The organism is Pedobacter sp., assembly GCF_965249885.1.
Taxonomy (GTDB): domain Bacteria; phylum Bacteroidota; class Bacteroidia; order Sphingobacteriales; family Sphingobacteriaceae; genus Pedobacter.
Genome location: NZ_OZ252254.1, coordinates 3,717,699 through 3,734,312, shown reverse-complemented (window position 1 = coordinate 3,734,312; position 16,614 = coordinate 3,717,699). Strand labels below are relative to the sequence as shown.

The following is a 16,614-nucleotide window of genomic DNA, read 5'->3' as shown; positions in this document are numbered from 1 at the left end:
AGCTCTGAATTTTTAAATAAAATTAAAAACTAAAAATTCCGCAAACGTTTGATTGAAACAAAAAACCCCGACATTTCCAAGTCGGGGTTTAAAAAGATTTTCAAGAAGAAGCTTAATGTCCTCCAGATAGCTTTTGATCGAAGTTGATTCCCTGAGCTTTTAAAATGCTACTGGCTCTTAAAGCATAGAACACCAAATAACAGAAGCATAAAATTCCAACGACATAACTGTATTGTATACCGATTACGCCTGCCACTAAACCTTGCAAAGGACTAATGATGGCACCGCCCATAATCATCATAATTAAGAAATTACTACCCTGACTGGTGTTTTTACCCAATCCGCTTACTGCTAAGGTGAAAATACAAGGCCAAAGTGTACTACAGAACAAACCTACACTAGTGAAAGCATAAACGCTTACCATTCCGTCGGTGAACATACCGGTAAGTAATGCCAGGATACCAATTAACGAGAAGATCAATAACATTCTAGCAGGATTTCCTTTGCTTAAAATATCGGCAGCAATTAATACTAAAATGATTAAACCATAAACATAAAACGGTGCTAAATCGTGATTAAATAAAGCGTTTACACCCAAGAAAACACCAAACGCTAAATACGGCGCAACAAATCTTAACACTTGTCTCAAGCTAGGGCTATCTGTAAAAGCTTCCACTGCACCTGTCCATCTACCAATCATCATACTGGCCCAATACAAAGAAATATAAGGAGCAACTTGTGCAGTAGTAAAGCCCAAGTTTTTAATCATGTACTCTGGTAAATTACTCGCGGTTGATACCTCAACACCTACATACACAAAAATGGCGATCATCCCTAAAACCAATTGCGGATATTTTAGCGCCGAGCTTCTACCACTCGCTTCTTCTTTATCAGCTTCTACAATAGCCGGTCTATCAGGTAGCGGAGAGAATTTCAAGAAAATAGCTACCAATAGGAAAGCGGCACCTAAAACCAAATAAGGAATTTTAACACTCTGTATATCTAAGTTATTTGAAGCATGTACTGCTGAACCAAAAATGGCAATATTCACGATTAGCGGTCCAATTGTAGTACCCAAGTTATTGATACCCCCTGCCATTGTTAAACGTTGCGAACCGGTTTTAATAGGACCAAGCGCAATAGCTAATGGATTAGCTACCGTTTGCTGTAATGAAAAACCAAGTGCTACTATAAATAATCCCGAAAGCATTAAAGGAAACGACCCCAAATTTGCTGCCGGATAGAACAATAACGTACCTACTGCAGATATCCCTAAGCCTAATGCTAAACTGTTTTTATAGCCCAGTTTATTAATTAAATCTGTTTTCATAGCTGCTGAAACGCCGATATAGATCAGTGAACCAACCGTGTAAGCGATGTAGAACGCAAATGATACTAGCTGACTTTCGAATTGTGAAAGTGTAAAGGCTTCTTTAAAAACTGGGATGAGAATGTCGTTACTTGCTGCAACGAAGCCCCAAAAGAAAAACACAGTTGCTAACGGGATAAACTGCGCCCAATTGGTTTTAACGTTTTGTTCCATATTTGGTTTATAATTTAAGGTTTGAAAAATTTGCACTAAACATAGTTATTTTTTTCCAAATCAATAGTGTACTTTCTACACTTTAACATGTCGGATATTTAAGAAGCTAATAGTCATGCATATTGCTTCAAATGCACTTGCTTTAAATAGCGCTTTGCCTGTTCACTTTGCTGAGATGATTTGTAAAAACTGAATAAAAATTAAGGTTTTAAAGCTTAAAATTGCATATTAGCAGAAATTACCAAAGTAATACATGTTCGAAGCAATCATTTTAGGTATTGGGGCGGGGCTTATTTCTTCTTTCGTGACGGGGCCTGTATTCTTTGCCATGATTAAAACTAGTATAGAAAAAGGTTTTAAGGCAGGCTTTTCCTTGGCTTCTGGGGTAATCGTTAGCGATTTAATCCTCATCAGCATCATTCTATTTGGCTCTCAGTTTGTCGAATATCAAGAGGAGTTTGATAAATATGTTGGGATAATTGGCGGTATTTTTATTGTCGGGATTGGACTTTATTATTTGTTATCTAACGTTAAAATCAATTATTCGGAAGCCGATAGCATTAAAGTGAGCAAACGTGGCTATGTCATCAAAGGTTTTCTGATGTGTATCCTCACTCCTTCCACGCTAATGTTTTGGGTAATTGTGAGCGGTATTATTTCGGTAAAGCTGCCAACCATGGCCGAGAGGATACTTTGTTTTTTAATTGCGATGGCCACTCAGCTATCTATAGATGCTCTTAAAACATTCTATGCGAGTAAATTAAGGTATCGAATTAAAGAAAATACGCTAAAAAAACTGAACAAAATTGCCGGTCTCGTAATCATCGGCTTTGCCATATGGTTAATTATAAAGACTTATTTCAGGTTTTACGCTTGATAGTAAAGTTAGATTAACTTGGTAAGAAAACTTACTTCAATCGCTTCTTTACCTTAAACTTAAAATTCGGCGATTTGATTACCTCGCCCTGGTCGGTGATCAGCAAATAAGCATATGTGGGAAATTTCTTAATCAAATCTATTCCAGCATCTTTACCCAACACCATGATTGAAGTACTGAATCCATTGGCTTGCTCTGCGCTGGGACCTATCACCGTGGCACTAATTAGCCCCGAAGCTGGATAACCCGTAGTTGGATTGATAATATGCGCATACCTTTTGCCTCCAAACATCACAAACTTTTCGTAGCTTCCAGAAGTCACTACGGCCTCCGTATTTAGTTTCAGCAAACTGATATTTTCCTCTTCAGCAAAGGGATTGGTTAAGCCAACAAGCCAAGGTTTTCCGTTGAGCTGACTTCCCCAAGTCGACATATCTCCAGACGCATTTACAATACCAGCTTTAACCCCTTTAGCCTGCATCAAAGCCCTTCCTTTATCCGCAGCGTATCCTTTACCTGTAGCACCAAATCCAATCTTCATCCCAACTTTGCGGAGAAAAACAGTACAATTGGCACTATCCAACACCACATTTTGATAACCTACATTCGCTACCGATTTTTTAATTTCCTGATCGCTCGGCATCTGTTTCATGCTACCATCAAAGCGCCAAATTTTATCCATGGCAGCGTAGCTGATGTCAAATGCGCCTTTTGTTAATCTAGAGAAGTGAAGCGACCGTTGCGTGAGTTCAAACACTTCTCGATCTACCTTAACCGGCTTCACACCTGCGTTTTTATTTACTTCGGAAATTTGAGAATCAGGCTTCCAATCGGAAATTAAGCGCTCAATTCTGTCGATTTCTGCTATCACTTCATTGATACTTTGGTTGGCATTTGCAGAATCCGTAGCAACAATTGTGATGTCAAAGCGGCTTCCCATCAAAGTAACAGCACGATGCAATTGTACCTGCGCCTGCACGCTAACGCAACAAGTCAGCATCAACAATGATAACAGTGACAGTTTAATTTTCATCAATAACAATCCGTTAGTAATTGTCCTTTTGCCTTGTATTCAGCTAAATTCACACCGTTATTTTCCAAGCAGATTTCATCAAGCACTTTCTCAACATCCTGTTGCATTTGTAGCGAACCACAAATCATAATTACACCGCCCTGCTTTAATAAATCAGCCAAACCTGATGCATCTTTTCTAATCAAATCCATCACATAACATTGGTTTTGCTCACGTGAAAACGCAATTTGAAAATCATTCAATTTTTGCTGTTTCAAATGATGAGCTAAAAATTCGAGGTGCTTTTTAATTAGTGATGTTTCATTACGGAAACCTGCATACAGTTTCATTTCTGCATGTTTGGTGTTTTGACTAATCATCCCTAAAAAAGGCGCAATACCTGTTCCGTTGGCAATTAAAGCAACTCTTTTTGATTTCGGAAAATGAAAAGACGTATTATTGACCAACCGAGCTTTGAACGTTTGGCCTATCTTTAAATCGTTTAAATAAGTAGAGCCCAAACCGTTTGGATGCAGCTTGACTACCAACTGTATATTCCCATTGATTTTGGCGATAGAATACAAACGTTCCTTTGCATCATCCGAAGGATAAATGGCTAGTAAATCTCCCGAAGTAAATCTTAAACCAGTTGGAACTTGTAGGGTTAGCAAAAAGGTATGTTCCTGATCGGTAACCTCCGACTTATCTAGCACCATCATTTTACGCAAGCCTCTTGGTTTTTTAGCGTATAGCGCAGGTGTAGTAGCTAAATCGATTTCAGTTGCGTCATTCCAATTTTTTATCCAATCCACAAACTGTATGGCAGATTTATCATCAACGGTGTGTAGTTGGAGTAAGCGATTTGCCCAAGATTGGCTAGCTAATTTATCGTCAACCTCAATAGCGAATTTGCAAAAATCAGGATAGGCATGTGAACCAAAACCAAGCACCGAAAAATCAACTTTTTGTTGCTGAGGATACTTTTCAAGTAGTGACAAGAATTTATCACCGTTTGAAGGCGCATCTCCTAAACCGTAGGTAGAAGTAAATATCAATAAATGTTTCGCCTTTGGAAAAACTTGATATTGGTTCAGCTGGAGCAGATAAGAGGCTTGTCCCTTTGCCAATAATTGTTGATGAACTGCATTAGCGAAACGCAGGGTGTTACCGTTTTCAGAACCTACTAGCAAAATAATTTCAGCGTCGTTAAGGCCATGCTTATTCTTGATTTTGGTAGACCTGCGCTTGAGTGTAATGGCAAAACCCGAATAAACGAAGAACAAAATATTCAGCGAAGCGATGGCCAAGACAACCGCCCAAACTAGATTTCCCCTACCGGTGTGTAAATCAAGGCTTAAATCCTCCAAAATTACCGTACTCGGATAACGGACTTCGCTTAGCACTTGGCCGCTAAACTGATCCACTACCAGCTCTCGCTCTTCTAATTTAATGGCATAGTGTTCCTCGGGATCTTCAGCAAATGGGAACTCTATTTTCTTAACGTCCCCCAACTTTACCGACTTGAATAATTCAGAATTAACCGCAGAACCTTCTGCATTTGTATTGGAAATGGCCTCTACTTGATGATTTACTTTGAACTCGGGCAACAAATGCAAGTGTACCATTGAAAGATAAGTACCGCTAATGGCGATGAGCAGTACAGGAATTAGCATGATCCTACCCGTGATAACGTGGTAGTACTGCGCAAAATATTCCTTCACTACTTTTTTGAAAAACTTAGCGACACTACGTTGCCGCTGTATCACTAAAGCCATTCCCGATAAAGCGATGAAAATCAGCAGAAACGACACTACTCCAATAATCCACCTGCCTGTTTCCTTTAAAAATAAGGAACGGTGAAACGCTGTTATCCATTGGATGAAGCTACTTTTTTCGATTGGTTTGCCTAAAATTTGTGCTGTTTTAGGATTAACGTAAGCATCTATTTCATTGCCTTCATCATCAAAACCTTTTAAAGTAACGAAGCCATTATGGTCTACGTTGATTTCGGTTATTTCAGGAAATTTCTGTTTTAAAACCGGGATAGACTGCGACAAAGTAACCTCATCAAACCCAGCAGTTTTGAAAGGCAGGGTGTTTTCTTGAGCAGCATCAACAGCCAGTATGACACCAGTAACTGATGCCATAACTATAAAAAGTGACGAAATTAATGCCAGGGCCAAATGGGCATAACGCCAAATGGATAAGGTCATTATAAATTAAGGTTGTACTTTGCTAAAACGAATATATTTAATGTAGCCGCTGCCATCTGCTTTTCCGGCTAGCGCTTCCGTAGTTGCGGGAACTTCAACATCCGTAGCATAATATTTTTGATCTTCTACAGCTGTTTCAAAACGAATCTTATAGCCTTTATCTAAAATAGCATCATTGATTTCGATGTTGACCATCGCCCGATCACCACCAGCTACCGAAGCTCCAGTTTTGGCATTTACATTCTTGGTTTTATTAAAAAACTTGAACCACTCTTTTAAACTATTGTACCATTTTTTGTCTTTTCCCATCACATAAAGCGTTTTTTCGTAATCGCCTTTAGGATTGATCAAAGACACTGAAACGTAAGCTGGTTCGCCGGTATAACCGTTCATTTGCAGCATACATTTATATTTTGAAGTTTGCGCTAGCGCTTGATTAGCCGCACTTAATAGGATACCTAAAATAAAAATTTTAAGAAGTGATTTCATGTTAGTTCTTTAAAAAGTCCAAAGATATATTCTTTTTAGCTAGAAATTCGTTTTCCTTAGCCAAATCATAAGCAGTTTCACCAAACTCAGTTTTTATCGTTTTATCTGCACCTAAACTTAGGAGGTATTTCAACATTTCATCGTTTTTAGCAAGTAGCGCTGCTCGATGCGAAACGGTTAAACCTTCCTTATTTTTTGCGTTGATGTCAATTTTCAAATCGCTCAGCTTTTTGATCAAATTGATATCCAACTTTGCAATGGCAGCATGATACAATGTGCTACCGTCTTTTTGAGGAGCTGTTAAATTTAAGCCCTTATTTTTCAGTAACTCTAATTTTTCGGTCAGTTCATCTTTGCCATTAGGTAAATTGTTGGGACGATAATTTGCTACCGCTAAATAAGCCAAGTTGTGCCCATCTTTATCTAATAAATTAACGTCAGCACCTTTTCCCAATAATAAAGCTACCACTTCAGGACTGCCAGTCGATACCGCGAAGCTTAACGCACTCTCCCCTTTTTCATTAACAGTATTGATATTCTTCACTTTAGGTAACAACAGTTCAATCACTTGAACATTTCTTCCAGCCGCAGCATTCATTAGTGGACTTGCTCCATCGGTATTGATTTTATTAACGTCGACTCCCTTTTCCAGAAAATATTTGATGATTTCGTCTTGGTTTGGCTTACGTACAATGGCATGTAAAACATTATTGCCACTTTTGTTAATGTAAGCAGGTTTAAGTTTCAATTCCTCAACCAAGTATTTATAAGCGTCAATCGTCGCAGCGGTTCCACGTCCACCCTGCGAGGCAAAAATCAAAGCGTTATTAGTTGGTTTTACACCTTTTTCCAACAGCTTCTTTAACAAATCTATGTTACCACTCTTCGCAGCGTAATCAAAGGCTGTACTTCCCTCAGCATCCGCATCATTTAACGACAATCCCTTAGAAACAAAATAGTTGGTAAGACTTAAATCAGCATCATTAGCAACCGCTAAAAGTAATAAGTTTGCACCGCCTTTATATTTTTTCTTCACATCCACACCGGCTTTAAAGAAAGCATCATAAACAGCCAAATTCTTTTGTCCGCCGTTTACCGCAAAAACAATTGGCACATTACCGCCGCTGTCTTCAGTATTTGCATCAGCTCCTTTCGAAAGGAGATACTGTACCACTTCTACATTACCTCTCATGGCCGCCCAGTGCAAATAAATGCGGCTATCGTGTGTTACTTTAGCAACATTATTGCCTTTTTGCTCAACCAAATAAGTTATTACATCAGTAGATGCAGCATTGTTGATGGCCAAAGTAGTGGGATCAAAAGACCTGGCATCCATCTCGGCTGGGTTATTGCCGTTGGCTACTTCAGCCTGAACAGCTTCTAGATTAGGTTTTTGTTTCCAGAAGTCGGCTTGAAGTAAAGTATTTTTATTTTGTGCTTTTGTTATAATAAAAGCGAACATTAGTGCGGTAAAGAAAATTACTCGTTTCATTATGTTGGATAACTAAATCATTAAATTGACTGGTGCAAACTTACTTATTTAGACTAAATCTACATAATAATTTTTTTAATTTTTAAATTTTGCGTTTCACTCTTATAAGCTATTGATTGATAAATATTTGCTTAAAAATCACGCAGAAATTAAAAAAATATTTGCAAGAAGATTTAAAAACCGTACTTTTGTAGCTCTCAAAAACACGGTGGTTTTAGCTCAGTCGGTTAGAGCGCCTGATTGTGGTTCAGGAGGTCGTGGGTTCGAGCCCCATATTCCACCCTTTATGGGGCAAAGACTTTTCAAAAGGTTTTTGCCCCATTTTTTTTGCCCGTAACTCTTTGTTTTCCATATAGATTAACTCAGCAGCCTTGTTGAGTCGACCGGTTCGACAGGCACCATCTGAATAGGTCATTTTTTCTGGAAACAAGAGCCCTACTAGATATCTTTTTGCAGGTGTAGAGGCAATATCATATAGTTTATCAACTTCCAAAAGTGCATTTACAGCTTCCTGAGCAAGTTTTCTGATACTATTCTGGTTCGACCTGTGTACGTTTATCTCATTTAAGCTAATCTCCAAACGTGTTATTTTCGAACCGTTGTCTTCTTTTATCCTTCTGTATTCACTGGATTCAAGTTCTCCTAAGAGCATTAGCTCTCTTGCTACATCCATCTTTCTATTGGCTTCATTGATCTGATTGACCAATAAATCTCTTTCTTCCTTTATGGCTCTATGCTGGTTATCATAAGCCTCCGTAATACCCTCTACAAAAAGTTTTGCATAGCCTGCACGAGGAACAAATTTTGTTAGTTCGTCCATAAATGCACCATTAACGTCCTCGGCACGATAGCGAACCCCACAAGATGATCGACAGTGATAATAGACGCGATAAGTATTCCTACCCTTTGATGCACTTCCCGTAAGCATTCTAGTACATCTATTACACTGGATAAAATTACGCAATGGCAAATCTTTCGGTGTAGCGATCGGAATACCAGTTAGATGCTTAGAGCGTCCGTCAAGTATGTCCTGAACTTTGTAGAAAAGATTTTCTGTTATTAGGGCAGTATGCAATCCCGCCACAAGATGTGCTGGTTCATCTCCATAGGCAGGGACCCTGATCTTCCCACAATAAACTGGATTTCTAATTGTAATTAAGAAAGTATTCTTGTCTATGTTGAGCCCTTTGCTGTTTGCCATCTTCATAACTGATTCAGAAGAATAGACACCTTCGCTCAATTCCTCGAATACCCATTTCATAATACCAGCATCTGGTTCATTAATATCAATATATCTCCTTCCATTTTCGTAAGTCTTATTAATATAACCTCTAGGAGCTTTACCCATATAACGTCCCTCTTTTTTAGCCTGTCTAATTCCAGCCTTGGTATTAAGGCCTCTCCTATCATTTTCGATTTCTGGAGCAGTGAGATAAATGGCTAGCATCATCTTGTTTTCGGGGACAGATAAATCTAATGGTTGTTCGACCGCCTGAGGTTCAACCCCTAAGTTTTTCAGGGTGTTAATCATCTGATAAGCGTCTGAAGTATTACGGCTAAAGCGGTCCCATTTGGTAAATAACAATAAATTTGTATTACCTTTTTGTTTCCGCAGAATTACCATAATCTTCCGCCACTCAGGGCGGTTAAAATGTTTAGCGGTGTAGTCTTCATAGAAGACATTCCGTACGCTGATGTTTCTCAGCTCGCAGTATTGCCTCAATACTGCTTCTTGACTTCTGGGCGAATAGCCTTTAGTCTGCTCGTCAGTACTGACGCGCACATACAAATCTGCTACCTGCATTGTAATAAATTAAAGATTAAACTTTTCCCTTGATTGGGACTTGATTGAGTGGAACGGAAGTATTGTTAAATATTTCGTTCACAGACAATTTACACAATTTCCGTAACAATTCCAACATTTTTTCGGCATCTTCAAGACTTAGTTCCGTACCATGCTGTGCTAATATTCTTTGTGCTTTGACTGGAGTGAGCGTAAACTTCTCGTTTCTGTATTTTGGCAACATTCTCTTAAGTTTTTTCACAAACTTCGAGCATTTAAACAGTTTCGTATCTCTAGTAGAGTACTTTTAAAATATGACTTCTTAGATAAACAGTTGAAACATGGTACCCAATGATATAGTAGACCCGAACCTGCTATTGGCCAGTCTTATAAAGATTTCAAAGCTCGATGAACCCGTTTTCCATAGACACTTAGAGCATCAAAAAATCACTTTAAAGGGCAGAAAGCTCAATTCTAAAAAATAAATCTATGTGAGGTCGGGATGTAAAATCCCGACCATCATGCACACTTCATTTTGCTAAACTAGCAAGAAAAATCAGAAAAATATGCAAAACTTCGCCGCTTGCCATTTTACATCGAACCAACTTAAAATTTTGTCCGGAAAAGTGGTCTTTACTGAACAATTTTCGAAATATTTTATCCCGATTTAGGGAAATTGGCGAATAGCACATAATAATACCCTACTAAGGAAAAATCTAATTTATAATTCTCTAGTAGGATATCTTGCTAAGTTAACCTAATTACCGGCTTCTGTAAAATCTCGACTTACTGGCTTTAGAAAATATAATTGCACTGCGAGTGCCACAAAAACAATTGCCGCCAGCATGGCGAAGTCGCTGCCCAAAGCGCCTTGGTCTGTAGATTTACCCAAGAGGTCGGTAATAAAAGCACCTGCAAATACGCCAACCATATTCATTATTCCGTAGGCAGTGCCTCTAAACCTAGAATCGATAAACTGGGAAAGAATAGGCATAAAATTAGCATCGGCCATGCCGTAGCCAAAACCAAAGCAAAATGCTGCGCCAACAATATGCAAGGTTGAAGTACCAAAACCAATCAACAGAATTGCAGGTATGGTAAGCCCCATGCCAATAGCACTGGTAAATACCCTGCCTTTCACATTCTTCTGCACCCATCTATCCGACAACATTCCCCCGAAAATAACACCGATAAATGAAGATACAGCAATAGTAATGGTGGATAGCGGTCCAGCTTTAGACATATCCAAGCCTAATTTATCTGAGAACATGGTTGGCAGCCAATTTTTTACGGCCCAACCTGGCAAACTCGGTACAGCAAAATAGAACAGTATTACCCAAAAAGCAATATTGGAGAACAAACGAGATAAGATTTTAAAAACTGGTAGCTTAGTATCGGCTCTATTTGCTTGAGATGTTTCTTTTTTAGTATCTCTCAATAGCAAAATTAAAACCACAGCGTACAACATACCAAACATACCGAAACTATGGAATGCTGTTTTCCATGAAAAACTTGCGGCAATAGTTGCCCCAAAACCACCCAAGGCTTGCCCCACGTATAACCCTGTCATGTGTATACCAATAGCTAAAGACCTCGATTTTGAAGAGTGTAAATCTGCAATTAAGGATAAAGCGGCAGGAATATACAGTGCTTCGCTAATGCCCATTACCGCCCTAAGCGCATAAAGCTGACTAAATGTAGTGCAATAGCCCATTGCAAAGGTTACCAAAGACCAAATGAAGAGGCTGCCTACAATCAAGTTTTTTCGGTTAAATTTATCGGCGATGATACCAGAAAGCGGGCTCATTAATCCATAGATCCAAAGAAATACGGCCATCAATCGTCCGAAATTGGTTGCTGTTTGCAGTTCTATGATATCTATCTGCATAGAGGGTCTCATGGTAGACAGCATTTGCCTGTCCATATAATTAAGTAATGCCACTACCCATAATAGCCCCACAGCAATCCATGGGTAGTATTTAGAATTCTTCATGTTTATTTTTCTATTTGTAGTTGATTTCGGCTTTCAAAATTTTTGGTGTTCTTACTCCCGCTCTAACTTCTCCAGTAGGCAGATAAATGAAATTTCCCCATGAAATGGCCTGTGTAGTTACTGGTGGTCTAAATTTTATGGAGCCCATTGTAGTCCAAGTATCTTCGATAAGATGATAACATAGCACCTCGTCGCTGAAACCGGGATGTGTACTTTGAATATCTACTTTAATTTGGTTGAGCACTTCCTTTTTCAAACTATCAGGCTCTAAAGCCATGGCATTGATGATGGTTTCTGCCTTGTGAAAAGTATGTCCTTTATCGCCACCAAAAAGAAAAATATGATCTCCTACCAAAGCTGTAGTACCTGCCGAGAGCGCATAAGGCAATTCGTGTTTTTTCTGCCATTTATCTTCATCAATATCATAAACAAAAGCTGCAGAAGAAAACACACTTAACTGGCCCAGATTGCGCTTTCTTCCTCCCATTACATAAAGATGATTGGCGTTTCCAGTCAGCATAAGGTGCGACAAAGGCTTAGGTAAACGGGCAGCTTGATACCATCCTTTATCAAGTTGGTTTAGATCTAACACGAGCAGCTGATCAGACACCTGTAGCTCTGCAGTTTCGCCGCCAGCCAAATACACTTTATTTTTTATAACTACAGCAGCGGCATTGGCTACAGCAAAAGGTAAGGTGGGCATGTTCTTGAACAGCAATGCGCTTTGGTCTCTATCGAATTGTACTAAAACCACTTTATTCGACAAGCCTTCTTCTGTTTCGCCGCCAATCATAAGCAGCCCCTTATCTGTTGTAACAGATGTACAGTAAGCTACCTTGAAAGGCAACTGCTGTTCACAAGGCAATGACGTTAAAGTACCCCTACTATCTTTTTCGAACAGATAAATATCATTATAAATATGCTTTGCACCACCCAACCAAGGCATTTTGTCGGGAAAATTTGCACCACCAGCAATGAGCAGTCTGTCATTTAAAACTCCAGCAAGTGGTCCCGCTAAACCCAATTGTTCTTTGAGAGGATTGGTACTAGGCAGCTCTCCAGCTATGCGCCAATCTATTTTGTCTATTACATTCTGCTGTGCAGATACAAAGTCTAAACTCATCATAGTTGTTATTTGGCTTAAACAAAAGCAGATAAAAAAAATCCGTCTATAAAAACCTGAAAAAAAAGTTAAAAATCTCATTATTTATCTCCTGGTATCTCTATTTTAAAGGGAGAAGCCGGAATTCCAGCCTCGTTAACCAAGTTGCAATCTGGATAAGGCGCCCAAGCATAGCTGATACGAAAAGGCATGATCTGTTTTGGAAGAACGGCAATGAGTTTATTTCCTACAAGTTTGATATTTTCCAAATCGAATATCTTTTCTTTGCTTCCATTTTGATAGCCGTGTACTACAAATCCCTTCACCGTTTTTTCATCGTTGGTGCGCAGCTGTTTGGCATGCTCAAAATAAATCTCCAAACTATCACCTTTTAGCTCATACGTTTTCATTACCGGGCCCGAACTAATGATAGGCAAGCTATATTTCTTTTCGAGTGCAATAAGTGCCAATCTCTCGCCAACAGTTTTCTTTTCTCGAGGATGTACATCTGTCGAATCGCCCATATCTATAGTTACGGCCATGCCTACATTTGTTAACGACTCACTTAATCTGCGTTGGCTTTCTCTAAAATCTGGCCATCTTCTGCGGTCGGCAATTTTAGGTAACTGCACAAAGTAGAAAGGGAAATCACCTTGTGCCCATTTGTTTCTCCAACTTTCTACCAAGGCCGTAAATAACTCGTCATGTACCTCGGCAAAGGTGGTATTTGATTCTCCCTGATACCAAATTACGCCTGCAATTGCATAAGGGATTAAGGGCTTTACACCTGTTTCATATAGATAAGAAGGTGCAAATGGATGAGGGTAAATCTCTACGCCATCATCTTTAAAATTTTTAAGGTTTTCAGTAATGCGCTCCAACAACCAGGGATGTATTTCTTTAGCTGTGCTAAGCCAAGGTTTGCCATTACTCTGTTTTGTAAACTGAACCAATTGAGGGTGCGACTTTAGGGCTTCATTACTGATAAAGGCCTGCGTAGAGGTACCTCCAATTGCATTACAGATTAACCCAACGGGAACTTTTAGCTGGTTTCTAAGTTGTTTTCCAAAATAATAGGCTACCGCGGAGAAATTACTTGCAGTGGCTGTTTTGGCTTCTACCCACCGTGTTTTCTGGTAAAATTGTTTGGCTTTCATCTGCTCGAGCATTTGAGTCGTGTATGATTTACCACCTACTGGCCTTAATTCTTTTATTGCAGCCATATTAAACAGTCTCATTTCGCTATCGTTTGCAGCAGCTGCAGCTTCCTTACCTCCTGTAGCTTGTCTGAGCATCCACTCCATGTTAGACTGACCAGAACATAGCCAAACTTCGCCAATGAGCACATCTTTTAGCTCTAGCGAACTAAGTTTGTCTTTTATTTTGAGTTTGTATGGCCCTCCTGCTTCCATTGCCGGAAGACGAACCATCCATTCTCCCTTAGCATTGGTTTTGGCTTTAACTTTTGTCTGTGCCAATACTACCTCGAGCTCGCAATTTTTACAATTACTTTGTCCCCATACGGGTATTGGCATTTTACGTTGTAATACCAAGCTGTCGGTAAAAATGGCTGGAAGTGTAAGTTGTGCAAAACCTTTATAGGCCGATAAAAAATAGACTACGCCGATCAGTAATATGTACTTGATCTTTCTCATTTTTTCTTCCAATCTACTACGGTAAACAAAATCTTCGAGTAATAATCTTTTTCGTAAAGCACGCCTATTTTGCTTTTACCCATTTTAACCATGTCTGAATAGGCGGCATTGTCTCTTTTTCCTTCTGCCAACTTATTATCTATGGTTTTAGAGATGGCCCAAGTTTTGCCATGGTCGTAGCTTATTCTTAGGGTAAGATTATCTCTTTTCATGGTATCTGCCGCATTACAGAAAGCTAATATGGCCTTGCCCCTTTTAAATCCTATGTTTAAAATACTAGCCTGACAAACTGGATCAGGCAGGTTTTTATCAATGTAGGCGGTGTCCCAAACTTGACCACCATCAGCACTGTAAGCTACAATTCGGGCCTTTACATCTCTGCGTTGGTTACGGGCATTAAAAATCAGGTGTCCATCGGTCAATTCGGCCGCAGTAGCTTCATTGCTTCCGGGTAATGGAATGTTATCGCTTAGCTTGAAGGTTTTGCCATGGTCATCACTATAAAAACCATGTGCCGCGTACTCTTCGGCATTTGCTTTTGGTGCGCCTTCTGAGTGGTAACCAGCAACGTACAGGCGTCCTTTGAATTTGCCTTGGCTAAACTGCATGGCGTGTCCTGGTGTATTTGCAGATACACGCCAATCTTCTGGTGCTACGTAAGCCGGATTAAACTCAGGTTCGTTGGGCTTATGTACACTGCTGGTAATATTTACCGCTTCGCTCCAAGTTTGCCCGCCATCTACCGAAGTTTTGTACCATGTCTCCCTAACGCCTTTGCCCTCTCTTAGGTCTTTTTCATTACTGGTACCTGTATTATAGAACAAAAAGACACGTCCTTTTGGGAACTGCGGATCAAGTAGGTCTACTACAGGAGCTGCATTACCTGCCTGTTTTTTACCATAATCTACAATGATACTTACTGGTGTCCAAGTTCTGCCACCATCTGTACTTGTTTTAAGCACGATATTTACATCACCATAATCTTTTCCGCTATCTACTCGTCCCTCTGCAAAAGCCAATAGTTTACCATCGGGCAAAGCCACAATTGCGGGTATCCTATAAAAGGTATGGCCTTCGGTTCCAGAGGTAAATACTGTGCTGGTTTGCGCAAAGACTGCATTACTGGTTATAAATAATAAAAGTAAAAAAAGGTTTTTGTTGAATTTTTTCCTGAGTTGCATGGTGATTTTAATAATGGTAATAGCTATGTTATTTGGTAAACCAGTGGTCTTCTAACACTACTTCTTTAGGTAGAATAAGGACATCCAAACGGATCCATCCAGCGGGGCGTGTAGCAGCTTTAGGAAAGGTTGGTGTATCAGCCGATTCGAAAACGATGGCTAGTCTTCCATCCTTTAGTTGTGTGATACAGCTGTAGCTGGCTGCTTTATCATACAATAAAAACTGTTTGGTCCAAGTATCACCTCCGTTGAAGCTGCGATAAATCATCAAGTTACCGCGGTTATCCATGGTTTCGCTCTCGGGGCCACCTACCGGACCAGTATAGAAAAGGACTTTATCAATGCCCAAAATACTACCTTGACACCCACCAGATACGGTTCTTAACTGCGAATCTTCTGTAAATGCAGCCCAAGAAAGTCCTCCATTGGTGCTCTTTGCTTTATAGCGTTTACCATCTCCCCTACGGTTATTGATAAGGGTATTCAATGGAGATTCTGCTATTTGCCATTCGCCACCATCCAAAGCTTCGTTACCTATTTTCCAAGTAGCACCATGGTCATCGCTATATACTGCTCTATTACGGGTTCTGGTAGCATCCGATTGTCTAACAGGCAGGATCAATCTATCTTTATAAGTAGTGCCCTTCATTTGTAGGCCAGAACCAGGAGCAAAACCCGAGTTGTAAAATCCGGGGGCAATAATTTCTGAAGTAACGTTTCTTGGAGCACTCCAAGTGAGTCCATCATCATCTGAAGTAATTACCCAAGCGGTATTACTTGGACCAGTTTGATCAGTTGATGGCACTAGCGTACAGAAAAGGAAAATACGACCAGTAGTATGATCTACCAAAGCTGTTGGATCCATGTAGGCATTGTTTCCTCCAGAAGTTAACAAGGTCATTGCCGACCAATTTTGCCCATTATCTGCACTTCTTTTCACTACAATATCTGTAGGGCTTTTGTCTCTCCACGTTGTTTTTCTGGCTTCGGCAAATAAAAGCAATGAGCCATTTTTAGTGGTTACTAACGTAGGTATTCTATAAGAATGGATACCATTGTCACCAGCGTTAAAAACCATTTTCTTGGTAATTGATGATGAGGGTATGATGGTCGTGATGACATCTTTATCCGTTTCAGTTTTCTTGATGGGATCGTCGCTTCCTTTGCAGGCCTGAAATACCAAACAGGCAAAAAGGAGGAAGAATAGGTTTTTGGTCGAATACATTGCTCTCATTTTATTTATTTGCATTATGTCATACATTAAAGTTATATTT

Annotated in this window: 12 protein-coding genes and 1 tRNA gene; 2 read left to right on the top strand and 11 right to left on the bottom strand. The window is 39.6% G+C overall.

The genetic code is table 11. The features are described from left to right. Window positions 1-112: 112 nt before the first annotated feature. On the bottom strand, window positions 113-1,543 hold the full coding sequence (locus ACY2A0_RS15890) for a sugar MFS transporter (protein ID WP_461790355.1): 1,431 nt from the start codon (window positions 1,541-1,543) through the stop codon (window positions 113-115). A gap of 253 nt (window positions 1,544-1,796) precedes the next feature. On the opposite strand from ACY2A0_RS15890, the gene ACY2A0_RS15885 reads away from it, so the two are divergent. Continuing rightward, window positions 1,797-2,420, top strand: coding sequence for a LysE family translocator (locus ACY2A0_RS15885; protein ID WP_461790354.1), 624 nt, complete (start codon window positions 1,797-1,799; stop codon window positions 2,418-2,420). A gap of 31 nt (window positions 2,421-2,451) precedes the next feature. On the opposite strand, the gene ACY2A0_RS15880 is transcribed toward ACY2A0_RS15885, so the two are convergent. Genes ACY2A0_RS15880 through ACY2A0_RS15865 form a run of 4 tightly spaced genes read right to left on the bottom strand, consistent with a single transcriptional unit; the run spans window position 2,452 to window position 7,626 of the window. Further along, window positions 2,452-3,453, bottom strand: a complete 1,002-nt coding sequence (locus tag ACY2A0_RS15880) for an FAD:protein FMN transferase (protein WP_461790353.1) — start codon at window positions 3,451-3,453, stop codon at window positions 2,452-2,454. Then, entirely contained in the window at window positions 3,453-5,645 is a 2,193-nt protein-coding gene (locus ACY2A0_RS15875; protein ID WP_461791696.1) for a PepSY domain-containing protein, read from the bottom strand. Before ACY2A0_RS15875 ends, ACY2A0_RS15880 begins: the two co-directional genes overlap by 1 nt. A gap of 6 nt (window positions 5,646-5,651) precedes the next feature. After that, complete coding sequence (locus ACY2A0_RS15870) at window positions 5,652-6,134, bottom strand: DUF2271 domain-containing protein (protein WP_461790351.1); 483 nt, start codon at window positions 6,132-6,134, stop codon at window positions 5,652-5,654. 1 nt (window position 6,135) lies between these two features. Next, a complete protein-coding gene (locus ACY2A0_RS15865; RefSeq protein WP_461791695.1) occupies window positions 6,136-7,626 on the bottom strand; it encodes an ankyrin repeat domain-containing protein in 1,491 nt (496 codons plus the stop codon). Window positions 7,627-7,833: 207 nt separating this feature from the next. On the opposite strand from ACY2A0_RS15865, the gene ACY2A0_RS15860 reads away from it, so the two are divergent. After that, a tRNA-His gene (locus ACY2A0_RS15860) sits at window positions 7,834-7,909 on the top strand. Here ACY2A0_RS15860 and ACY2A0_RS15855 read toward each other — a convergent pair. The 6 genes from ACY2A0_RS15855 to ACY2A0_RS15830 all read right to left on the bottom strand — a co-directional run bounded on the left by ACY2A0_RS15855 (window position 7,874) and on the right by ACY2A0_RS15830 (window position 16,589). Beyond that, window positions 7,874-9,430: a recombinase family protein gene (locus ACY2A0_RS15855; RefSeq protein WP_461791694.1), complete on the bottom strand. Its 1,557-nt coding sequence runs from the start codon at window positions 9,428-9,430 to the stop codon at window positions 7,874-7,876. The two genes, ACY2A0_RS15860 and ACY2A0_RS15855, sit on opposite strands and share 36 nt — an antisense overlap. Window positions 9,431-10,166: 736 nt before the next feature. Continuing rightward, the gene (locus ACY2A0_RS15850) at window positions 10,167-11,402 is read right to left on the bottom strand and encodes an MFS transporter (RefSeq protein WP_461791693.1); all 1,236 of its coding nucleotides are present in this window, start codon (window positions 11,400-11,402) and stop codon (window positions 10,167-10,169) included. A 10-nt stretch (window positions 11,403-11,412) separates the two neighbouring features. After that, the gene (locus tag ACY2A0_RS15845) at window positions 11,413-12,525 is read right to left on the bottom strand and encodes a Kelch repeat-containing protein (protein ID WP_461791757.1); all 1,113 of its coding nucleotides are present in this window, start codon (window positions 12,523-12,525) and stop codon (window positions 11,413-11,415) included. Between the two features lie 80 nt (window positions 12,526-12,605). Continuing rightward, window positions 12,606-14,159 carry a sialate O-acetylesterase gene (locus ACY2A0_RS15840; RefSeq protein ID WP_461791692.1) on the bottom strand — a complete coding sequence of 518 codons (1,554 nt, stop codon included), beginning with the start codon at window positions 14,157-14,159 and terminating at the stop codon, window positions 12,606-12,608. Then, complete coding sequence (locus ACY2A0_RS15835; protein ID WP_461791691.1) at window positions 14,156-15,340, bottom strand: sialidase family protein; 1,185 nt, start codon at window positions 15,338-15,340, stop codon at window positions 14,156-14,158. The genes ACY2A0_RS15840 and ACY2A0_RS15835 overlap by 4 nt, the downstream gene beginning before the upstream one ends. Before the next feature lie 28 nt (window positions 15,341-15,368). Continuing rightward, window positions 15,369-16,589: a sialidase family protein gene (locus ACY2A0_RS15830; protein WP_461791690.1), complete on the bottom strand. Its 1,221-nt coding sequence runs from the start codon at window positions 16,587-16,589 to the stop codon at window positions 15,369-15,371. Between the last annotated feature and the right edge of the window lie 25 nt (window positions 16,590-16,614).